Below are 18608 nucleotides of genomic sequence, written 5' to 3' on the forward strand. Positions count from 1 at the left end.
TCAAGGTCAGCGGGGACCTGATCACCCTGTCGGGAATCTCGGGTGACGTCAGCCCGCAGACCGCGTTCATAGCCCCCGGTTCTGGGCCGACCCGATTATGGCCAGTCGGCACACCAGTGAATGTGACGACCCCCGCCATCGTGCCCCTTTAGGAGGACATCTGTGACCACCTGGAAGACGGGCATGCTCATGTACCCGGCCCAACTCAACTCGACAGTGATCGCGGTTAAAACAGATTTCCAGCCGATCCAGTCACAAACCGTTCTGCAGGATGATACTCAACTACGGTTCACCGCCTTGCCGGCGGCATCGACTTGGGCTGTCGATTCGATGCTGTTTTTCCAAACCACGGCCGCCGCTGATCTCAAAGTTGGCTGGTCAGGGCCATCTGGAGCGACGTTCAACTGGGCAGCGATTGCCCATGGATCCTCGTCCAGCTCGTCACCTGATCCGATTGTCCTTTCGTGGATTGGCTCCATTAGCGACACGGCGGTCGTGGGTGGCCCACCATTCGGGACAATGGCACCTAGAGGGACCCTGATCATTCCTGCGGGCAGTGGCGGCATCTTCCAATTCAGGTGGGCGCAGAGCGTTTCAACCGCCAGTCAAACAGCCGTCGCGGCGGGATCGTGGCTGCGCCTGATGCGCATCGGATGACAACGCAAAGGAGGACAGAATGGCCCGTCTACTGTGGCTGCCCGAGGTACTGAGGGCAGCCGGTCTGACCGTGTACGAGCAGTCCGGATGGCGAACCCGGGGTGCCGACTCGTACGACCCGCGTGGGCTGATCTGCCACGCCACCGCCGGCTCGGCCACGTCGACCGACGCGGGTGAGATCCGGGTGCTGCTGGAGGGGTCGAACACCGCGCCGCCGCCGATCGCCCAGCTGTACCTGTCCCGCTCCGGCGCCTGGACCGTCATCGCGTCCGGGCGGTGCAACCACGCCAAGGTCGGGTGGGCCGGGCCACTCAAAGGGTTGGGCAACACCAACCTGATCGGCATCGAGGCACAGAACGACAACCGCAACCAGGCGTGGCCGGCCGCCCAGCTCGACTCCTACCAACGCGGAGTCGCCGCCATCTGCCGGCGCATGGGCTGGACCGCCGCGAAGGTCGCAGGTCACAAGGAGCACCAGCCGTACGCCGGTCGGCCCGCCGGGGAGACCAGCAGCAAGAGCGACCCGACGTTCGACATGGGCGCATTCCGCACGCGGGTGACCGCGCTGCTCAACGGAGAGGACGACGACATGGCACTGACACCGGGCCAGGAGGGCGCTCTGGGCGTCTCGTACCAGGTCGGCAGCGCTCTGATCACCGGCGCGGAGAAGACCCCGGCGGCCGGCACCGACAAGGGCGGCAACCCGGTCTGGGTCACCGCCCAGATCCGGGCCATCGCCGCTGACGCCAAGGCGGCGCGTGCCGCTGCCGAGCGGGCGACCGCACCGCAGCCGATCGACTACGACAAGCTGGCTGAGGCGCTGCTGCGCCGCGTCGCCGCAACCCGGATGAGCTGATGGCCGACGCCGACCCGGTCACCCTGGGCGAACTCGGCCGGCGCGTCGACCGGGTCGACGTCGAGATGCGCAACGGGTTCCAGCAGCTCCGGGAGGAACTCCGGGGGCTGACGTTCGTGCCGGCGGCCGTGTACGCGGCTGACCGGTCGGGTGACCACGAGCGGATGCGCCGGCTCGAGGGTGACCTGAAAGAGGAGATCACCGCCCGCGAAGAGGCCGAAAAGGTCGCCGGTCAGCGGGCGTGGCAGTCCCGGCTGAGCCTGACGTTGGCGATCGTCGGGCTGCCGATCTCGATCGTCGGGTCGATCGTCGTCGCGATCATCCACGCCCAGATAAACCCCTGACCAGCCTGAGGAGACACCATGTCCGACAGCTACCCGACCCCGCCGCGTACCGAGACCAAGGTGAAGGCGGCGGCGACCGCCGGTGCCGGCGCGGCGGCCGTCATCACGCCGTTCGCGGTGTGGCTGATCGACCTGCTCGCGTTCAACGGCGACGCCCCGCCGGACGTGCCGCTACCGGTCGTCGGCGTCATCGGCTTGATCGTTACCGGCCTGGCCGCGTGGGGCGCCGGCTACTGGGCGAAGCACACCGCGCGCCCGGACCTGCCGTCGACGCAGCGGTAGGTCCAGCGTTCGATGGACTGGCTTGGAGTACGCGCCAAGCGTTGACACAACAGGAGCAGCCCCACCGACATCACTGAAGGGTCGGTGGGGCTGCTCCCGTATCGCCTCGCAAGCTCACCGGAAGCGAATCTTCCGCTTCCAACCTCCACGAGGGATTGGCTAGGGACGGGGCTCGCCAAGACACCGAGTTCAACGTGCGGCCAGCGGGAGCCGTCCCCGGAGATCCAAAACGCCTTGCAAAGTACTCATCTAGCCTCGCCAGAATCGCTTCCTGTAGCTCCTCGGTCTGCTCTGTTGCCTTCTCTCCCACACGACCAGCTTTGTTCGCTGCAAGGTCATTGACGGCAGCCGGCACGGCTCGGTTCAGCGCAGCTTGTAGGACCTGCCCAAAGTGCTCTCGTTGTGTCGCAAGCATGGCGTCACTCGTAGCGCGGAGAGCAGCAAGTGCCGCTTGTGTATCGGCATTGACTCTCTCGGCTTGGGCCAACTGCTGCGCACCGGCCATGCCTTGAGCCAGGGACACAATCAATTGGGCTGCGAAGGCCAGCACGGCAAGGGCCAGTGCAATCGTGCTCAACGTGTCGACGTCGTTCGTGCCGACGATCACGCTGAGAACTCCGATCGCGGTGAGCGCGATAATCGCGAGGGTTAACGAAACCCACTTCCAGTGCACGGTTAGGTTGGCGAGCGCCGGGTCGCTGCTCGACGAAGCTTCGGGGGGTGCGGTCACCGGGCGCACGCTATCCGGGAGGCAGATGAACGGCTGCGATCTGTCAGGGGCCTGACACCGAACCTGGACGACGTCGCACCCGGTGTGCGATCTGGCCGAATGATCTTCATGCAACGTGTCGCCTCATGGAAGATCAAATCCGGCAGCGAGAATCGGTCGTCAGGCCCCGCGCCGTGCTCTACGTGCCCGACGGCGGGGAGCAGGCGCGTTGGCTACAACGGGGCACCGACTGGTGCGAGCTACGGGGATACGACTTGGCCTCGCTGGTACTCGACGCGGATGGTAGCCGCTGGTCAGGCGTGTTCTCCGAGCTGTTGACCGGTAACGCGGACGTGGCGGTCGTCGGCCAGCGCCATCACATCCCGCCGACGGTGCCGCGAATCGAGGTCATCTCGGAGGAGCGGCTTCGACTCGCTGCCATCGCCGAGAGTGGACGGCCCCAGCGACGTCCGCAGCTCCTTCCTCGATGAGGGCCGTATGACCGAGGACTACCTCACCGTCCTGGAAGTCGCCGCCCTGCTGCGCGTCAACAAGCAGACCGTCTACCAGATGGTGTGGGGCGGGCACCTGCCCCGCATCGACATCGGGCTCGGAAGGAAGCGGCCGCGGTACCGGATCCGTCGGTCCGCGGTGGACGAGTTCATGCTGCGTCGAGAGGAGGACCGCAAGTCCTCGTCACCGGCCACGACCCGAAATCAGGCAGCCCGTACCCGCCATCGCCGGTAACTGAGCCCACCTGACGGCCCCCGACTGCCTCTCACGAGGTGGTCGGGGGCCGCTTTCGTGCGTCCGGAGCCGGTTGCCGCCGGCCCCGTTCACACCAGGAACACTTCGGTGGTGGTGCCGTCGGAACGCTGGATCATCAGGTGCCCGTCGGGGGCGATCCGGTCGATCACGGCCGCGATCAGCACCGCCCGGCCGACCGCATCGGTGCGGGGAACTCCCCACCGCGCGACCAGCCACGTCAGCGTCGCGTCGACCGGTGCCGTGTGGTTGTACGTCCGCTTGGTCAGCGCCGGCCGGGCGCCCTCACTCACGGTCGCGCACCGGCGAGCAGCACCGGCACCACCGAGATCGGGTGGCCCGCCTCCCGTTGCTGCATCGCCCAGGCGAGCTGGGCGCACCCGTCCGGGCGGCACTGCGGGCACCGCTGCCCGCCGGCGTGGCCGGTGATCGTCATGTTGGCCGACCACCACATCGCCTGCGGGGTCCAGCCCTCATCCATCATCGCGTGCCCCGCTGCGCCAATGCCCGCTCGACGGCCGCCAGGGCGACGTACTCGGCGATGCACCCCTGGTGTTCCGGGTGCTGCCCACACTCGGGTTTGTGGCCGGACACCCACATCTCCTCGCGCTGGCCGCCGCCTCGCAGGGCAACCATCCGGGTCCGGATCCGGTCGACGTCGCCGAGACGGACGGCCTTGCGGGTGACGGCAGGCAGCTCCCAGCCCGCGTACCACTCGCCCGGCTCCAGCTCCACGACCAGGTCGCGCAGGACCACGCCGCGCAGGACGACCATCACCACTCACCCGGCTTGGTCAGGGCCAGCGCCGGGCAGGAGTCGTCGCCGGTACACCTCGGGTCCGAGCACCGCCCCTTGCGTTCGTGCTGGGCTTTGACCTGTAGCGCCTGCCGTACGGTCTCCTCCGGGCTGCTCACCGCCACCACCCCCGGTTGCCGCGCCGCGTCGGTGCCGATCCGGTCCGGCGGGGTGCGCCGATCGTGGCCGCGCCGACCAGCATCAGCGCCGGGCGGATGTCGACGCGCTCCACCGGTGCCGGCTCGGACGCGGGCGGTGAGGCGGCGGCCGGTGCCTGGTCGTTGGGGTCCGCGAACCACTTACGTCGGGTGCTGTTCACGTGTCACCTCCGGGACGGTGTGGAGGTGGGGGCGCGACGGCCCGCCCCTGAGCGCCGCACCCCCAGACGCCGAGCCGCCATAGAAGACGCAGCTACGGTGCCATGGCGGGCGCGACGACCCCGCCCACCCCTCAACAAACGGGGTCGTCGCGCCTACTCACAAGCTATGAGCGGTAGCGGCCAGTAACAGGGATAGTTTGTACCCCCGGTAGACCTACCAGTCGATGCCGACGGCGAGCGCCAGCTCCCGGGCATCCTCGCCTACCGGACCGCGACTGCCGCACATCTCCAGGATGGCCATCCGGGCGAACGGCACGTGCCTCACCGTGTCGACCGACTCGCGGAGGGCACGACCGAGCAGGTGTACCGCCGCGATCTCTTCCTTGCGCTGGAGGTGGGCGCGAGCCGCGTCAACTAGGTGTGATGACCGCCTGGTCCGCGACGGCAGAGAGGAGTAGTGCGTCCGGGCTATCCGACGCACGGCCTCACCTGGTCGGCAAAGGTCTGTTTCCAGCGTGACCGCGTACGCCTCCACCGCGACCTCACCGAACATGAGCCACGAATGCGCGCCGCCGAGCTGGCCGGCGGCGCGGTGGGCCTGGTCCCACGCTCTCCACGCCTGACCCGACCGGCCCGCCTTGCCGTGCCCGAGCGCCAGGCCGAGATGGAGTTGCCCCCAACGGGCGAGATCTTCGGCGCCGGACTCCGGGTCGAGCAGGTCGACAGCGTCCATCAGCACCTGCTCGGCCGCGTCAACCTGAGCCGACGACCGGTAGACGTGGGCGTAGTACCAGGCGGCAACCGCGATGGCGCCCGGGTTGTCAGCATCCTGCGCCGCAGCCATCGCCCGGTCCGCCGCCAACCAGACCAGCTCGGGGTACGGCTGGTGCGCGATGTAAAGCTGTGCCAGGTGGTACACCCTGGCCAGCTCGACCAGGGCCTGCCGGCGGTCCGGGCCGTCGAGTCGCCGGGCGGACACACGTGCCTCGCCGAGCAGGTCGGGCAGGACCGCAGCGACGGCGGACCGCTCGGAGTGGGACTGGTGCCAGAGCGTCCACGCCTGGTCGACCCGGCCCCTCAGGATGGCTACTGGGGTCGGGGTACCTGGCGGCACGGCGCCTGGTTGCATGGCGGCGCTGATCTGCTCGGCAGCGGGATGGCCTGCGCGGGTCACGGAGGCGACGGGTAGAGACTGCTCGCCGGTCAAATCGGCAAGGTCATTGACGTCGAGGACCTCGGCGAGGCGTAGCAGCATCGGCAGCCGTGGGGTGAGCAGGCGGCCGTATTCCAGGGCCTTCACCCAGTCTTCGCTGCGCCCGACGAGGCCGCCGAGGACTGCTCGTGTCTTGCCGGCGCGTTCGCGATGGGCGCGTAGCCGGGTGCCGAATGAGGTGGGTGCTGGCAGCATGGCGGACCTCGTTCCCAGGTAGCGGTCTGGGCGGCGGCCCCGCCGACCGCTACAACCGACGGGAGCCGCCACTGCGGACGATACCTCGTGCAAACGATCGAGGGGTCCCGGTCGAGACGCGACCGGCCCGGACCATCGCGGTCCGGGCCGGGGATCTGCGTGGGCGTCATGCCCACCGAGGTCGGGCTACTTCACCCGGACCAGGTGGGCCAGGGTGCAGCCGAGCCCGAACGTGACCACCGGCAGGCAGGCGACCGCCACGGTGATCGGCCACGGGGCCGCGGTGATGCCGTTGGCCACCAGCAGGTGGTACGCCACCTGCCCGGCCGCGCCGACCAGCAGCGAGATCACGGCGGACCAGGCAGCGAACTTCCGCGCCCGGACCGGTGCCCGGGTCGACAGCCACACGTACATCGCGTAGGCGCCGTACGCCTCGACGCCGATCGGGAGCGTGATGGCCGTGTCCAGGCTCAGGCTGTCCCAGATGCCGGGGAGCGGCCGGACCACCCCGAACCCGGTGAGCCCGCCGAGCCCGACCCACCCGCTCCAGATGGCCACGAACGCCGGCATGGCCAGCAGCACGATCGGCCACACCGCCAGCGCCCGGACCTGCTCGGACCCGGCGGGCACGACCGGGTCTACGCCCACCGCGACCAGGGGTTCCGGCTGGTCGAACTGAGTAGAAGTACTCACTTCGGGACCTCGGTCCCGGACCCGGTCCAGCGCGGCGCGCAGGCGATCGACCAACCGGGTCCCGGCGGGCTGGGCAACTGCGTCATCCGACGCAGTTGCGACCGGAACAATTGTTCCGGTCGGCAGGTGTCCGGACTCGGACAGGTGAGCAACCGTGCTCACCTCGGTTTCGTCGGGCTCGGTCGACTGTCCCGGGTGGGACAGTCGGAATGCCCCGCGCGGGACGGTCGCCGGCTCCGGGTCGGCGAACGCCCACGGGTCGACCGGTCCCGCCGCGTCCTCCCGCAGCCGGGCCAGCACCTCGTCTGCTTTCGGGCCGCCGACGCGCAACGTGGTCTTCACCTTGTTCCGCGACGGCAGGCCGCCGAGCTTGAGCACCAGGGCGCGGGCGTCGGGCATCACGTCCTCGACGGAACGCGGGTGGCTGCTCGTGGGAGCGGTCATCGGTAGTCGCCTCCGTGGTGGTCGGTGGTGGTGTCGGCCGGCGGGACGTCGGCGATGTCGGCGGCGTTGAGCAGCTGCGCGGCCAGGCGGCGGGCGTTCGCCGGGGTGAGGGTGCCGGCGTCCGGGCCGTTCAACCGGATCTCCGGCTGGCGGATCGCACCGATCTGCAAGTCGGTGAACCGGACCGCCTCGGCGCTGTACGACCCTCCGGCGAGGCCCGGGAGCGTGGGCGACTCGGTGCTGCACTCCCGGACGCCCTCCATCAGCTCGCCCTCGGCGAAGTGGGCGTGGTCGGTGCGGCACCACGCCGGGCAGGCGATGGCCTGCCGGTTGCGCTCCACGTCCGCGTCGAACTCGGCCATGGCGATCTCCTGCTCGGGCGTCAGCGGCTCGGCCTCGAGGCGCGGCACCCGGACCCGGGGGCGCGGGGCGGCTCGGTGGGTGGGCCGGTTCGCGGGGTGGGTCAGGCGACGCAGGCGCATCACTGGCCCCCGTCCCGCTCGGCGGCCAAGCCGACGCACAGGTCGATGACCCGCCGCGCTCCGTCCTCGTCCACGGTCCAGTCGAGCGCGGCCACCACCGCCTGAGGGGACATCCGGGCCACCCGCTCGACCCAGTCGGCGACCTCGGCCGACGTACCGATCGGCGTCGACTCCGCCACGGCGACCGCGTCGGCGCGGGTCCGCAACCGCGCACCGGCGAGAAAGACCTCCCACGGGGTCAGGCTGGTCAGGGTGGCCATCTCCACCACGGTCAGGGTGCTGGCCACGTGGCGCGGCTCGAGGAAGGCGGGGAACCCCGGCGCCGGCTCGGAACCACGGTTCCGGTTGAGCATCGCCGTACGGTGCGCGGTCAGCCGGGCCGGGTCGGCAAGCAGGGCCAGGGCCTCGAGGACGTCGCCGCCGGACGCCGCCTCGGCCCGGACCCGCCCGGCCAGCACCGACACGTGGGCCAGGGCGTCCCGGGTCGCGGTCCGTCGGCCCTCGGCCTCGCCGACCTCCATCGCCAGCGTCATCACCGCGTCCAGGTCGACCGGGGGCTCGATCAGCTCGCGCAGGAAGTCCGCGACCTGTGCGGCGTCGTGCTCGGCCTCCGGCGTCGACTCGGCCCCGGGGTCCATCCCGGAGAGCAACCGGGCTGCGGCGGCGGCGATCTCCGCCGAGGCGTCGACAGCTCGGATGGGAACCACGGGCGCGGTCAGGATGACGGACACCGGGCCGGTGAAGTCCATGCCGTCGCCGCACCGCTTCGTGCCCACCACCAGCGGCGCCCGGTACCCGGCGAGCCCGACCATGGCCAGCGCCGCCATCGTCACGTCGATGTGGATGTCGCAGGCGTACGCCGACGCGTCGAGAGAGACGTTGCCGTCGGCGTGGGTGTAGCCCTCGATTCGGATGGTGGCCGGCTGGCCGCAGCCGGGCAGGGTCAGGGCGTTCACCGGTCCAGCCCCTCGATGCGCTGGCCGGCGACGACCTCGACCAGGAAGCCGGGCAGGGCCGGGTGGGTCGTCGTCCGCGACCCGTACGCCTCGCGCACCTCCGCGTCCGGCAGCAGGAAGGTACCGACGATCGGGCCGGGGGTCGGCAGGCCGAGGAACGTTGACCAGGCGTCGACCGCCTCGAGCGCGCCGACGTCGAACGTCAGGCCGAGCTGCGCCCGGCTCGCGGTGTAGATCTCCAGCACCGTCGGAATCGGCAGGCCGGCCGCGATGCCGGCGGCGATCAGGGCGTGAGGGCGGCGGCGCGGGTCGGTGGCGGGCTCCGGCGTCTCGGTCTCGGAGATGTGCACCGTCAACTCGGCGGTCGCCTCGGCGAGGGTATTGAACCCGGCGTAGGTGGTGCCACAGGCGCAGGTGGCGCTGCACTCGCCCGGACCGCCGGCCTCGCCGGCAACCATGTAGTGCTCGACCGGCTCGTCCACCGGCAGCTCGTCGGCGACCACGTCGACCATGCACCCGACCGACACCGACCAGCCGGGCAGCGCGGGGAAGTTACGTCGGCGCGAGCGGTAGTTCACCATCGTGCCGCGCTTGAAGGTCTGCACCTTGCCGGTCAGCACCGGCGTCATCAGGCCGAGGTGCGCGGCCCACGCCTCGACCGACGCGCGGTCATTGAAGGCGAAGCGCAGGTTCAGCGAGGCGTCATGAGCCTCGACGCGGATCGGGGCGGGCAGGCCGGTCATCGCGGCGACGAGCAGCAGCGCGTACGCGTGCAGGCGATCGACCGGTCCGGCGGAGAGGGGTCCCCTCGAGAAGGGAGCATCCGTCATCATGTTCATGGGTCGCAGCTCCAGTGCGATCAAGGGGCCGGAGTAACAGGTGTTGGCGCACCTGCCGGCCCCGTCTTGGTTTGTGAGTACCCGTCATGTGGACACCCACTAAACCCGCCGGCGACACGCACTGCGAGTGCACTCCGCTGGCCCGGCGACGGTACCTGTCCCGGATCTCCGGCCCGCTGCTGGACCGGATCGACGTGCAGGTGACGCTCACCCCGTTGCGCGCCGCCGAACTGATGGCCAGCGCGGAGGCGAACGAGTCGTCGGCCGTGGTCGGGGCGCGGGTGGCCACGGCCAGGGCGGCGGCCACCGCGCGCTGGGCGAAGCTGGGCTGGAAGGTCAACGCCGACGTACCCGGCCCGTACCTGCGGCAGGCCAGGTGGCGACTGCCGGCGGCGAGCACCGTGCAACTGCGGCGGCGACTGGACAGCGGCTCGCTCTCCGCTCGTGGATTCGACCGGGTCATCCGGATGGCCTGGACCATCTCCGACCTCGACGGACGGGAACGGCCAGGTGCCGACGACGTCGCCGAGGCGATCCAGCTACGCACCAGGGAGACGTCATGACCACACCACTGCGGCCCGCCGTCAACGAGTCCACCTCGAAGGACCACCTGACGGAGGTCAGACTCGCCCGGGTCGCGTTGACCTGGCTCACCGAACCGGGCACCCGGTCGGTGCACCGGCTGGTGGGCACGTACGGGCCGGTCGGCACGCTGGACCGGCTGCTCGCCGGCGACGTACCGGACCGGCGGTTGCGGACGGCGGTGGCGGCCCGGCGGGCGGCAGGGAACCCGCGTGACGTCGCGGCGGCGGCGCTCGCCCACACCGAGCGGCTCGGCGCCCGGATCGTGGTCCCGGAGGACGACGAGTGGCCACAACAGGTACGTGACCTGGACCTGCTGTCGCTGCCCGGTGCCGAACGCACGATCGACCAGGAGACCGCCCCACCGCTGGCCATCTGGGTACGCGGACACCACCCGCTCACCGGGGCGCTGGAGCGGGCGGTCGCCGTGGTGGGTGCGCGGGCGGCAAGCCCGTACGGTCTGCACGTCGCCACCGAACTCGGTTACGGACTGGCCGAACGGGAGTGGACGGTGGTCTCCGGCGGTGCGCACGGGATCGATGCCGCCGCCCACCGGGGCGCCCTCAACGCGGGCGGGTTGACCGTCGCCGTACTCGCCTGCGGCGTCGATCGCCCCTACCCGGCCGGCAACAGCTCGCTCTTCGACCGGATCGTCGAAACCGGCCTGCTGGTCAGCGAGTGGATGCCCGGTGCCGAGCCGCTGCGGCACCGGTTCCTGATCCGCAACCGGTTGATCGCGGCGGCCACCGCCGGCACGGTGCTGGTCGAGGCAGCCGCCCGCAGCGGCGCCACCCAGACCCTGCGGCGCGCACTGGCCATCAACCGTCCGGCGATGGTCGTTCCCGGTCCGGTCACCTCCGCGATGTCGGTCGGCGCCCACGAACTGCTCCGCGAACATCCACGCACCCGGCTCGTCACCGGCCTGCCACACGTGCTCGAAGAGGTCGGCCGGATCGGCGCCGACCTGGCACCGCCGGCGCGCGCGCCCCGGCAACCCCGCGACCTGCTCGACGACGAGTCCGCGCTGCTCCTGGAGGCGCTCCCCCGCCGGGGCGCCCTCGACCCGGACGCGCTCGCCGCCCGAGCCGGTCTGGACGTACGCACCACGCTGCGCAAACTCGCCCTGCTCGAAGACCTCGACCTGATCGTCCGCCGCGACGACGGGTACGCGATCGCCGTACCGTCGGCTCGCCCGACGACGGCGGACCCGACCCTTCTGTAGGGAGTCGGACCCCGACGCCGTGGGCGCGGAACGACGCGGTGATGGTGCGGTCGCCGGGACACGATGTCGTCGCACCCGGACGCACGATGCAGGCGTGGCGGTCGCGACGGCTCGCACCGTCTGGCTCGCACCGTCGGCGCGAGGACACATGAGTTGATGCGGGTAGGACCCACCGCACCGTCCCGCCGTCGCTCGACGACGCTGGCCCCGCACTCCCGCCAGTCGGACGCCCCAGATTCCGCCCGTGCTACCCATTCGCTTGTCCGCCGTCATGCCACCAGCTCACGCGTCGCGGGCGGCGAGGATCTCCAGGCAGAGCGGGTCGTCCTTGATGCCTGAGTCCTCAATGGATCGAATACCGCGATCGGTTCACATTCGGCAATTCTGCCGTGCCCGCCACGATTTCAAGGCTCCCACCACCGAAAACGTCACGGGCCTGTGGGATTACCGCGCCCCACGTGCGCGACGTCATCAGCGGGGCGTAGCCTTCCGCACGGTTCACCGCAAAGACGCTCAAACGGAGGATCCGCCAATGGCTCTGGTACGACGCGCGTCCGTTCTGGAGAACGCCGGACAGCTTGTGGTGACCGCGGTCGGCCGGGTCGCCGCCGCCCGAGCCGAATCCGCGCAGGCCGGTACCGCCCAGGTCTCCGCCGTCGGCTCCACTTCGGCCGGTGACGGCACCGTGGAAGCCCCGGATTCCGGCCAGCCGGCCGGCAGTGGTGACACGTCCGAAGCCGCCTCGGCCACCTCGCAGCAGGCCGGATTCGGCAGCGTACTCGCGGCCTTCGCGACCATCGCCGTCGGCGGCTACGGAGCCTGGGCGGTCTGGTCCAGCGGCAACGCGGCGACCATCATCCAGCCGGCGGACACCACCGCCGTCTTCGGCACGCTGCTCGTCTTCGCGGCGGCGGTCGAGCGGGTGCTGGAGCCCTTCTCCCGGTGGTTCCCGGGGCGGCGTACCGAGGCCGTGCTCGAACAGTCGATCGTGGCACTGGCGAACCGGACCAACCCGACGCACGACGACCTGGTCGCGGTGGCGGAGGCGAAGGCGCGGGTCGAGCGCGCCCGGAGCAACCGTACGGTGGTCTCCTGGGGCATCGCGACCGCGGTCGCCACGGTCGCCTCCAGCGCCGGTGGTTTCTACGTCCTGCACGCGGTCGCCGGCCCGGAGTGGCAGGGCCTGCCGGTCTGGGTTGACGCGATCATCACCGGGGTCATGGTCGGCAGCGGCACCAAGCCGGTGCACGACATCATCAGCCGGGTCCAGAACGCCAAGGAACAGGCGCAGAACCCGACCGCCTGACCGGCGCGCCGGCTTGACTGCGACCGGGATCCGGCAGACGGTCGGAGTTGATGAGCCGCGAGACCAGTAGCACCCGGGCGGTGCACGAGCGCCTGCCGGAACCGATGCGCGACGTGGTCGACGACTTCGCCCGGCACCTCTCCCGGGTCGACAACCGCTCCACCCACACCGTCCGGGCGTACGTGGCCGACCTGGTCTCGCTACTCGACCACGCCGTCCGGATGGGCTGTGGCACACCGGGCGAACTGGACCTCGTCGTCCTGCGGAGTTGGCTGGCAAAGCAACGTACGCTCGGCGCCGCCCGTACGACCCTGGCCCGCCGGGCCGCGTCGGCGCGTACGTTCACCGCCTGGGCGTTTCGCGCCGGCCGGATCGCCGTCGATGTCGGTGCCCCGCTCGCCAGTCCGAAGGCGCACCGGGAACTGCCGAGCGTGCTCCGGGCCGATCAGGCGACCGCCCTGGTGCTGGCCCCGGGCGACGAGGCGTCGCCGGTGCCGCTGCGCGACCGCGCCCTGCTCGAACTCCTCTACGGGACCGGGGTGCGGGTCAGCGAACTCTGCGGGCTGGACACCGGCGACATCGACCACGGCCGGCGCGTGATCCGGGTGCTCGGCAAGGGTGACAAGGAACGGTCGGTCCCGTACGGCCTGCCGGCCCAGCGGGCCCTCGACGACTGGCTGCGGCTGGGCCGGCCGGCGCTGGCCGGGCCGGCAAGCGCCGACGCGCTGCTGCTCGGGCTGCGGGGCGGTCGGTTGCAGCCGACCATCGCCCGGCGGGTGGTCGGCAGTTACGCCCGTGCCGCGAACCTGCCCCGGACCACCCCGCACGGCCTGCGCCACTCCGCCGCGACGCATCTGCTGGAGGGCGGCGCCGACCTGCGCTCGGTGCAGGAGATGCTGGGCCACGCCTCGCTGTCCAGCACCCAGATCTACACCCACGTCTCCGCCGAGCGTCTGCGCGCCGCGTACCGTCAGGCGCACCCCCGCGCCTGACTACGGCTTCCCTGGTCCGGCCGGGAAACGGCAGGGATAGGATGATCACGTGAGCGACGCACCGTCTCTGCCGCCCGAACCGATCCCCGGGGCCCGGCTCTTCTTCTCGCTCGACCCGGCGGTCACCCACCTCAACCACGGCTCGTTCGGCACCGTCCCGATCACCGTGCAGCGCGCCCAGCAGCGACTACGCGACGAGACCGAGACCAACCCGCAACGGTTCTACACGGTCGGGCTGACCGACCGGCTCACCCACGCCCGCCGTTTCCTGGCCGCCTTCCTCGGTGCCGATCCGGAGGGCACCGCACTGGTCGGCAACGCCACCACCGGTGCGGCCGTGGTGTTGCAGTCGTTGGGGCTGGAGTCGGGCGACGAGGTGCTCAGCACCGATCACGGGTACGGCGCGGTCGCCTTCGCGGTCGAGCGGGAGTGCCGGCGTACGGGCGCGGTGGCGCGAACGGTGTCGGTGCCGCTCACCTCCTCCGACGAGGAGATCGTCGAGATCATCCGCACCGGTCTGCGCCCCGGCCGGACGAAGCTGCTGATCGTGGACCAGATCACCTCGCCGACCGCCCGCCTCTTCCCGGTCGAGGCGATCGTCGCCGTCGCCCGCGAGTTCGGCGTACCGGTGTTCGTCGACGCGGCGCACGCCCCGGGCATGTTGCCGGTGGAGGTGGACCGGATCGGCGCCGACTTCTGGGTCGGCAACCTGCACAAGTGGGCGTACGCGCCCCGGGGGACGGCGGTGCTCGTGGTCGCGCCACGGTGGCGGGCACGGATCGAGCCGCTGGTGGTCTCCTGGGAGCAGCCGACCGGTTTCCCGCTCAACGTGGAATACCAGGCGACGCTGGACTACTCGGGCTGGTTGGCCGCCCCGGTGGGCATCTTCACCCTGCGCAACCTCGGTGTCGACCGGGTACGGGCGCACAACGCCGCGCTCGCCGCGTACGGGCAGCGGGTTGTCGGTGCGGCGCTCGGCCTCGGCCCGGCCGACCTGCTCGACCCCGGCGGACCGACGGTCTCGATGCGGCTCCTACCGCTTCCGGAAGGCGTCGCCGCCACCTTCCCGGACGCGCTCGCGCTACGGCAGCGGGCCGCCGACACGCTCAACGCCGACATCTTCGTCACCCCCTGGAACGACCGGGGTTGGCTGCGACTCAGCGCCCAGGTCTACAACCGGGCCGAGGAGTACGACCGGCTCGCCGAGAGCCTGCCGGGCCTGATCGCCACCTGACGACCCGGCGGGTCGCCGGGGTGAGCCGGACGGGCGGCCCGGGCGCCGCACCCGCCGCGCCGCTCGCACCGGCAGCAGCCGGACCCGACCGAGTCCGAGCAGCGCGAGAGGGTCGAGGTAGCGCTCGTCCCGGCGCAGGCCCCAGTGCAGGCACGCCGGCTCGGGACAGCCCGGGTGGCCGGGGACGAGCAGACCGAGCCGGTCACCGACGGCGAGCCGGTCACCGACCCGCACCGTCGGGCGGACCGGCTGGTAGGTGGTGCGCAGCCCGACCGGATGACTGACGCTCACCGTGGGCGTGCCGGCCACCTCGCCGGCGAAGAGGACCACCCCGGGCCCGACCGTGTGGACCACCGCGTCCGCGACCCCAACAAGATCCACCCCCCGGTGCCCGGGTTGCCACGGCAGCGGCGGCGGGTCGAACCGACGCGTCACCCGGGGTACGCCCGCCAGCGGCCAGCGGAAGGTCGACCGGACCGGCACCCCGGAGACCACCGCGCCGGAGCCCACCGACCGGGGTGCGGGTGCCCCGAGGCCGACCTGCCACGCCTGCGGGGCCCCGGACGCCGGGCGGGCCGATGGCGGCGGCGCGGCCACCGTGATCAGCACGACGAGGGCAAGCCCGCGCAGTGGGTGCAGAAAGGTCCTCATGAGCGGGGAGCCTGGCCGGCTGCCGGGTCCGGCGCAACCGGTCCGGTCCCGGGTTGTGGACAAGCGAGACCGCTGTGGAAAACGTCCGCTGGGCCACTTGATCTGCTATGGGCGACAGCCCGACGGGGCATCTCGCCTAGGCTTGGCCCGGGTACGCCCGCCGCCGACGACGCGGGGCCCGAGCAGGGAGGCCAACTGATGAGCACCGTGGACGAGGTGAGTCGCCCCTCGCGACTGGCGGAACCGGGCGAGGGCATCTCCGCGGAGGAGTTGCAGCTCGCCGCCCGTAACCACGGGTTGCCACTGGAGGCGCTCCGCTACGACGTCACCCCGGTCGGGCTGCACTACCTGCTCACCCACTACGACATCCCGGAGACCGACGCGGCGCGTCACACGCTCACCGTCGAGGGCCGGGTGGACCACCCGCTCGTACTCGACCTGGCCGAGTTGCGGCGGCGTCCCCGGGTCACCCACCGGGTGACCATGGAGTGCGCCGGCAACGGGCGTGCCCTGCTGGAGCCGCGACCGGTGAGCCAGCCCTGGCTGGTGGAGGCGGTCGGCACCGCCGACTGGACCGGCACCCCGCTGGCACCACTGCTGCGCGAGGCCCGCCTGTCGGCGGACGCGGTCGAGGTCCTCTTCACGGGCGCCGACCACGGGGTCGAACGCGGGGTGGAACAGGACTACCAGCGCTCCCTGCCGGTGCCGGAGGCCCTGCGCGAGGACGTGCTGCTGGCGTACGAGATGAACGGTGCCCCGCTGCTGCCGCAGCACGGCGCCCCGCTGCGCCTGGTCGTGCCGGGCTGGTACGGCATGGCGCACGTGAAGTGGTTGCACCGGATCGAGGTGCTCGACCGGGAGTTCGACGGTTACCAGAACGCGGTCGCCTACCGGGTACGTCAGCACCCCGACGACCCGGGCGTGCCGGTGACCCGGATCGAGCCGAGGGCACTGGTCCAGCCCCCGGGTTTCCCCGACTTCATGTCCCGGGCGCGGGCGGTGCAGCCCGGCACGGTCCCGCTGACCGGGCGGGCCTGGTCCGGGCATGCCCCGGTGACCGGGGTCGAGGTGACCGTCGACGGCGGTGTGACCTGGGAGCCGGCCACGCTCGACCCGGCGGTCGAGGGCACGGACACCGGCCTGAACAGCGCAGAGTGGTCCTGGCGTCGTTGGCGGTACGACTGGGAGGCGACCCCCGGCCGGTACACGCTGAGCGCGCGGGCGACCGACGCGTCGGGGCGTACCCAGCCGGTAGAGCAGCCGTGGAACCGGGGTGGGTTCGCGAACAACCTGGTGCAGCGGGTCGAGGTCGTGGTGCTCGCCGGCCGGTAGAACGAATCACGGCGCCGGTAACTGGGTTACCGGCGCCGCCGTTCGTAGGTGTCAGTACACGTCCGTGCCGCGAAGGCTCAGTTACCGAAGCCGGAATCCGCAGGAAGGGAAATCTCCGGCTTTTCCAGCTCTTCTACGTTGACGTCCTTGAACGTCATGACCCGGACATTCTTCACGAACCGCGCGGGTCGGTACATGTCCCAGACCCACGCGTCGTGCATCTCCACCTCGAAGTAGACCTCACCGTCCGAATTCCGTACGTGCAGGTCAACCTGGTTGGCGAGATAGAACCGGCGCTCGGTCTCGACCACGTAGGAAAACTGGCGGACGATATCGCGGTACTCCCGGTAGAGCTGCAGCTCCATCTCGGTCTCGTACTTCTCGAGATCTTCCGCGCTCATCGCACTCCGCCTTCCATGGCCACATCTTCCCCCACCGACGCTGGCGGCCGAGGCTGCTCCCCCAACGCCACGCCGACGGTACTCTCTAGCGGGGTCGTCCGCTTCCTTGACTCGACCCGGCCGACCCCGATCGGGCGCCGGGCTCGTGGCGGGCTCCCCGCGCGACCGGAGATCGACGCCACGTTGACGTACGAGAAGCGGTGCTCCTCGCACGGTCCCTGCCGTTCCAACGCGGCGGTGTGCTCCGCCGTGATGTAACCCTTGTGCTCGGCGAAACCGTAGCCGGGGTACCGGCCGTCCAGCTCCACCATGATCCGGTCTCGGGTGACCTTCGCCAACACACTCGCCGCCGCGACGCAGGCCGCAACCTGGTCACCCTTCCACACCGCCAGTCCCGGCACCCCGAGGCCGTCCACCCCGAACCCGTCGGTGAGGACGTAATCCGGCCGGGTGGACAGGGACGCCAGGGCGCGGCGCATCGCCGCCAGGTTGCACACGTGCAGCCCACGCGCGTCCACCTCGTCGGCCGGGATGACCACCACCGCGTACGCCAGCGCCTGCTCGACCACCGCCCTGTAGACCCGCTCCCGCGCGGCCGGGGTGAGCAGCTTCGAGTCGGCCAGCTCGTCGATCTCGCCGCGCCGCCCCTCGGGCAACACCGCCGCCGCGGCCACCAGGGGGCCCGCACAGGCGCCCCGACCGGCCTCGTCCGCCCCGGCGACGTACCGGAAGCCACGCCGTTGCAGCGCCCGCTCCAACGCGTACAGGCCGCCCGCGCGGCGAACCACGGTCCGTGGCGGGGTCAGCATCAGCGCTCACCGCCCAGCAGCCGACGCAACAGCACGGGAAGCTCCGCCGGGTAGAACCGCTCCGGCGTGACCTCCAACTCGGCCACCGACCACCACCGGTGCTCGTCGATCGAGTCCCGCTCGGTCTGGTCGAACCCGGCGGTGTCCACCTCGAAAACGGCCGGCCCGTCCGGCAGCCGGGACAGGAAGAACTCCTGCTGCTGGCGGTACCACCGGCCACCGAACGAGAACGCGGTGGTCTCCTCCCAGACCGGGGCGCCGAGCTGCTCCGGGGCCAGCCGCAGGCCGGTCTCCTCGGCCAGTTCCCGGGCAGCCCCGGAGACCGACGACTCACCCGGATCGAGCCCACCACCGGGGCTGAACCAGTAGCGGTGGCCCGGACGGGCCGGGTCCCAGCCGTGGAACAGCAGCACCCGGTCTTCGGCGTCGAGCAACAGCACCCGGGCGGCCTGCCGAGGGGTGAAGACAGTCACCGGATCAGCCTAGACGCGCCCGGCGGGACCGGGTACGACCGGCCGCCCCGGGATCCG

At 71.2% G+C, this 18608-nt stretch carries 25 protein-coding genes and 2 pseudogenes; 12 read left to right on the forward strand and 15 right to left on the reverse strand.

Annotated features, from left to right (window positions below):
* Positions 1-162 precede the first annotated feature (162 nt).
* From ACIBF5_RS15810 to ACIBF5_RS15825, 4 genes are read left to right on the forward strand one after another with little or no spacing between them, the layout of a single operon-like run.
* On the forward strand, positions 163-657 hold the full coding sequence (locus ACIBF5_RS15810) for a hypothetical protein (RefSeq protein ID WP_396812121.1): 495 nt from the start codon (positions 163-165) through the stop codon (positions 655-657).
* Positions 658-676: 19 nt separating this feature from the next.
* A complete protein-coding gene (locus ACIBF5_RS15815; RefSeq protein ID WP_396812123.1) occupies positions 677-1513 on the forward strand; it encodes an N-acetylmuramoyl-L-alanine amidase in 837 nt (278 codons plus the stop codon).
* Complete coding sequence (locus tag ACIBF5_RS15820; protein WP_396812125.1) at positions 1513-1857, forward strand: hypothetical protein; 345 nt, start codon at positions 1513-1515, stop codon at positions 1855-1857. The genes ACIBF5_RS15815 and ACIBF5_RS15820 overlap by 1 nt, the downstream gene beginning before the upstream one ends.
* Before the next feature lie 18 nt (positions 1858-1875).
* Positions 1876-2139 (forward strand): hypothetical protein, encoded by a 264-nt coding sequence (locus ACIBF5_RS15825; protein ID WP_396812127.1) that lies wholly within the window; start codon positions 1876-1878, stop codon positions 2137-2139.
* A 70-nt stretch (positions 2140-2209) separates the two neighbouring features.
* Here the strand turns inward: ACIBF5_RS15825 and ACIBF5_RS15830 are convergent, their stop codons facing one another.
* Positions 2210-2869 (reverse strand): hypothetical protein, encoded by a 660-nt coding sequence (locus ACIBF5_RS15830; protein WP_396812129.1) that lies wholly within the window; start codon positions 2867-2869, stop codon positions 2210-2212.
* Between the two features lie 125 nt (positions 2870-2994).
* On the opposite strand from ACIBF5_RS15830, the gene ACIBF5_RS15835 reads away from it, so the two are divergent.
* Both ACIBF5_RS15835 and ACIBF5_RS15840 read left to right on the forward strand, forming a co-directional pair.
* Positions 2995-3339, forward strand: coding sequence for a hypothetical protein (locus ACIBF5_RS15835; RefSeq protein ID WP_396812131.1), 345 nt, complete (start codon positions 2995-2997; stop codon positions 3337-3339).
* A gap of 7 nt (positions 3340-3346) precedes the next feature.
* Positions 3347-3595 (forward strand): helix-turn-helix domain-containing protein, encoded by a 249-nt coding sequence (locus ACIBF5_RS15840; RefSeq protein ID WP_396812133.1) that lies wholly within the window; start codon positions 3347-3349, stop codon positions 3593-3595.
* Positions 3596-3684: 89 nt separating this feature from the next.
* Here ACIBF5_RS15840 and ACIBF5_RS15845 read toward each other — a convergent pair whose 3' ends face one another.
* The 10 genes from ACIBF5_RS15845 to ACIBF5_RS15890 form a co-directional block, all read right to left on the reverse strand.
* Entirely contained in the window at positions 3685-3906 is a 222-nt protein-coding gene (locus ACIBF5_RS15845; RefSeq protein WP_396812135.1) for a hypothetical protein, read from the reverse strand.
* Positions 3903-4097 carry a hypothetical protein gene (locus ACIBF5_RS15850; RefSeq protein ID WP_396812136.1) on the reverse strand — a complete coding sequence of 65 codons (195 nt, stop codon included), beginning with the start codon at positions 4095-4097 and terminating at the stop codon, positions 3903-3905. The genes ACIBF5_RS15845 and ACIBF5_RS15850 overlap by 4 nt, the downstream gene beginning before the upstream one ends.
* Positions 4094-4387 carry a hypothetical protein gene (locus tag ACIBF5_RS15855; protein WP_396812138.1) on the reverse strand — a complete coding sequence of 98 codons (294 nt, stop codon included), beginning with the start codon at positions 4385-4387 and terminating at the stop codon, positions 4094-4096. Before ACIBF5_RS15855 ends, ACIBF5_RS15850 begins: the two co-directional genes overlap by 4 nt.
* On the reverse strand, positions 4387-4527 hold the full coding sequence (locus ACIBF5_RS15860; RefSeq protein ID WP_396812140.1) for a hypothetical protein: 141 nt from the start codon (positions 4525-4527) through the stop codon (positions 4387-4389). Before ACIBF5_RS15860 ends, ACIBF5_RS15855 begins: the two co-directional genes overlap by 1 nt.
* Complete coding sequence (locus ACIBF5_RS15865) at positions 4524-4727, reverse strand: hypothetical protein (RefSeq protein ID WP_396812142.1); 204 nt, start codon at positions 4725-4727, stop codon at positions 4524-4526. Before ACIBF5_RS15865 ends, ACIBF5_RS15860 begins: the two co-directional genes overlap by 4 nt.
* Before the next feature lie 214 nt (positions 4728-4941).
* Positions 4942-6135, reverse strand: coding sequence for a helix-turn-helix domain-containing protein (locus ACIBF5_RS15870; protein WP_396812144.1), 1194 nt, complete (start codon positions 6133-6135; stop codon positions 4942-4944).
* 186 nt (positions 6136-6321) lie between these two features.
* Positions 6322-7272 carry an ABC transporter permease gene (locus ACIBF5_RS15875; RefSeq protein ID WP_396812146.1) on the reverse strand — a complete coding sequence of 317 codons (951 nt, stop codon included), beginning with the start codon at positions 7270-7272 and terminating at the stop codon, positions 6322-6324.
* Complete coding sequence (locus ACIBF5_RS15880; RefSeq protein WP_396812148.1) at positions 7269-7754, reverse strand: hypothetical protein; 486 nt, start codon at positions 7752-7754, stop codon at positions 7269-7271. The genes ACIBF5_RS15875 and ACIBF5_RS15880 overlap by 4 nt, the downstream gene beginning before the upstream one ends.
* Positions 7754-8710 carry a hypothetical protein gene (locus ACIBF5_RS15885; RefSeq protein ID WP_396812150.1) on the reverse strand — a complete coding sequence of 319 codons (957 nt, stop codon included), beginning with the start codon at positions 8708-8710 and terminating at the stop codon, positions 7754-7756. The genes ACIBF5_RS15880 and ACIBF5_RS15885 overlap by 1 nt, the downstream gene beginning before the upstream one ends.
* On the reverse strand, positions 8707-9549 hold the full coding sequence (locus ACIBF5_RS15890) for a hypothetical protein (protein WP_396812152.1): 843 nt from the start codon (positions 9547-9549) through the stop codon (positions 8707-8709). The genes ACIBF5_RS15885 and ACIBF5_RS15890 overlap by 4 nt, the downstream gene beginning before the upstream one ends.
* Before the next feature lie 101 nt (positions 9550-9650).
* On the opposite strand from ACIBF5_RS15890, the pseudogene ACIBF5_RS15895 reads away from it, so the two are divergent.
* The 5 genes and pseudogenes from ACIBF5_RS15895 to ACIBF5_RS15915 all read left to right on the forward strand — a co-directional run.
* Positions 9651-10112, forward strand: a pseudogene (locus tag ACIBF5_RS15895) (ATP-binding protein); the annotation flags it as partial.
* The gene (locus tag ACIBF5_RS15900) at positions 10109-11353 is read left to right on the forward strand and encodes a DNA-processing protein DprA (RefSeq protein ID WP_396812153.1); all 1245 of its coding nucleotides are present in this window, start codon (positions 10109-10111) and stop codon (positions 11351-11353) included. The pseudogene ACIBF5_RS15895 and the gene ACIBF5_RS15900, both read left to right, overlap by 4 nt.
* Before the next feature lie 532 nt (positions 11354-11885).
* On the forward strand, positions 11886-12659 hold the full coding sequence (locus ACIBF5_RS15905) for a hypothetical protein (protein ID WP_396812154.1): 774 nt from the start codon (positions 11886-11888) through the stop codon (positions 12657-12659).
* A gap of 50 nt (positions 12660-12709) precedes the next feature.
* A complete protein-coding gene (locus tag ACIBF5_RS15910) occupies positions 12710-13651 on the forward strand; it encodes a tyrosine recombinase XerC (RefSeq protein ID WP_396812156.1) in 942 nt (313 codons plus the stop codon).
* Positions 13652-13700: 49 nt separating this feature from the next.
* Complete coding sequence (locus tag ACIBF5_RS15915; protein WP_396812158.1) at positions 13701-14885, forward strand: aminotransferase class V-fold PLP-dependent enzyme; 1185 nt, start codon at positions 13701-13703, stop codon at positions 14883-14885.
* Positions 14886-15053: 168 nt separating this feature from the next.
* Here ACIBF5_RS15915 and ACIBF5_RS15920 read toward each other — a convergent pair.
* Positions 15054-15536 (reverse strand): annotated as a pseudogene (locus ACIBF5_RS15920) (peptidoglycan DD-metalloendopeptidase family protein); the annotation flags it as partial.
* Positions 15537-15734: 198 nt separating this feature from the next.
* On the opposite strand from ACIBF5_RS15920, the gene ACIBF5_RS15925 reads away from it, so the two are divergent.
* Entirely contained in the window at positions 15735-16868 is a 1134-nt protein-coding gene (locus tag ACIBF5_RS15925; RefSeq protein ID WP_396812160.1) for a sulfite oxidase, read from the forward strand.
* A 77-nt stretch (positions 16869-16945) separates the two neighbouring features.
* On the opposite strand, the gene ACIBF5_RS15930 is transcribed toward ACIBF5_RS15925, so the two are convergent.
* The 3 genes from ACIBF5_RS15930 to ACIBF5_RS15940 are packed head-to-tail and all read right to left on the reverse strand — an operon-like array spanning position 16946 to position 18551.
* Positions 16946-17269 (reverse strand): DUF2469 domain-containing protein, encoded by a 324-nt coding sequence (locus tag ACIBF5_RS15930; protein ID WP_121158970.1) that lies wholly within the window; start codon positions 17267-17269, stop codon positions 16946-16948.
* Positions 17266-18078 (reverse strand): ribonuclease HII, encoded by an 813-nt coding sequence (locus ACIBF5_RS15935; RefSeq protein WP_396812162.1) that lies wholly within the window; start codon positions 18076-18078, stop codon positions 17266-17268. Before ACIBF5_RS15935 ends, ACIBF5_RS15930 begins: the two co-directional genes overlap by 4 nt.
* Positions 18078-18551 carry an NUDIX hydrolase gene (locus ACIBF5_RS15940; protein WP_396812164.1) on the reverse strand — a complete coding sequence of 158 codons (474 nt, stop codon included), beginning with the start codon at positions 18549-18551 and terminating at the stop codon, positions 18078-18080. Before ACIBF5_RS15940 ends, ACIBF5_RS15935 begins: the two co-directional genes overlap by 1 nt.
* Between the last annotated feature and the right edge of the window lie 57 nt (positions 18552-18608).

The sequence above is a fragment of the Micromonospora sp. NPDC050417 genome, from assembly GCF_044458865.1.
Taxonomy (GTDB): Bacteria; Actinomycetota; Actinomycetes; order Mycobacteriales; family Micromonosporaceae; genus Micromonospora_G.

Bases quoted from the DNA above. Each gene is read 5' to 3' on its own strand.
- ACIBF5_RS15870 (WP_396812144.1), bottom strand. From the start codon at position 6,135: ATGCTGCCAGCACCCACCTCATTCGGCACCCGGCTACGCGCCCATCGC.
- ACIBF5_RS15905 (WP_396812154.1), top strand. From the start codon at position 11,886: ATGGCTCTGGTACGACGCGCGTCCGTTCTGGAGAACGCCGGACAGCTT.
- ACIBF5_RS15930 (WP_121158970.1), bottom strand. From the start codon at position 17,269: ATGAGCGCGGAAGATCTCGAGAAGTACGAGACCGAGATGGAGCTGCAG.
- ACIBF5_RS15880 (WP_396812148.1), bottom strand. From the start codon at position 7,754: ATGCGCCTGCGTCGCCTGACCCACCCCGCGAACCGGCCCACCCACCGA.
- ACIBF5_RS15925 (WP_396812160.1), top strand. From the start codon at position 15,735: ATGAGCACCGTGGACGAGGTGAGTCGCCCCTCGCGACTGGCGGAACCG.
- ACIBF5_RS15890 (WP_396812152.1), bottom strand. From the start codon at position 9,549: ATGAACATGATGACGGATGCTCCCTTCTCGAGGGGACCCCTCTCCGCC.
- ACIBF5_RS15910 (WP_396812156.1), top strand. From the start codon at position 12,710: ATGAGCCGCGAGACCAGTAGCACCCGGGCGGTGCACGAGCGCCTGCCG.
- ACIBF5_RS15835 (WP_396812131.1), top strand. From the start codon at position 2,995: ATGGAAGATCAAATCCGGCAGCGAGAATCGGTCGTCAGGCCCCGCGCC.
- ACIBF5_RS15850 (WP_396812136.1), bottom strand. From the start codon at position 4,097: ATGATGGATGAGGGCTGGACCCCGCAGGCGATGTGGTGGTCGGCCAAC.
- ACIBF5_RS15855 (WP_396812138.1), bottom strand. From the start codon at position 4,387: ATGGTCGTCCTGCGCGGCGTGGTCCTGCGCGACCTGGTCGTGGAGCTG.
- ACIBF5_RS15840 (WP_396812133.1), top strand. From the start codon at position 3,347: ATGACCGAGGACTACCTCACCGTCCTGGAAGTCGCCGCCCTGCTGCGC.
- ACIBF5_RS15820 (WP_396812125.1), top strand. From the start codon at position 1,513: ATGGCCGACGCCGACCCGGTCACCCTGGGCGAACTCGGCCGGCGCGTC.
- ACIBF5_RS15935 (WP_396812162.1), bottom strand. From the start codon at position 18,078: ATGCTGACCCCGCCACGGACCGTGGTTCGCCGCGCGGGCGGCCTGTAC.
- ACIBF5_RS15900 (WP_396812153.1), top strand. From the start codon at position 10,109: ATGACCACACCACTGCGGCCCGCCGTCAACGAGTCCACCTCGAAGGAC.
- ACIBF5_RS15825 (WP_396812127.1), top strand. From the start codon at position 1,876: ATGTCCGACAGCTACCCGACCCCGCCGCGTACCGAGACCAAGGTGAAG.
- ACIBF5_RS15815 (WP_396812123.1), top strand. From the start codon at position 677: ATGGCCCGTCTACTGTGGCTGCCCGAGGTACTGAGGGCAGCCGGTCTG.
- ACIBF5_RS15875 (WP_396812146.1), bottom strand. From the start codon at position 7,272: ATGACCGCTCCCACGAGCAGCCACCCGCGTTCCGTCGAGGACGTGATG.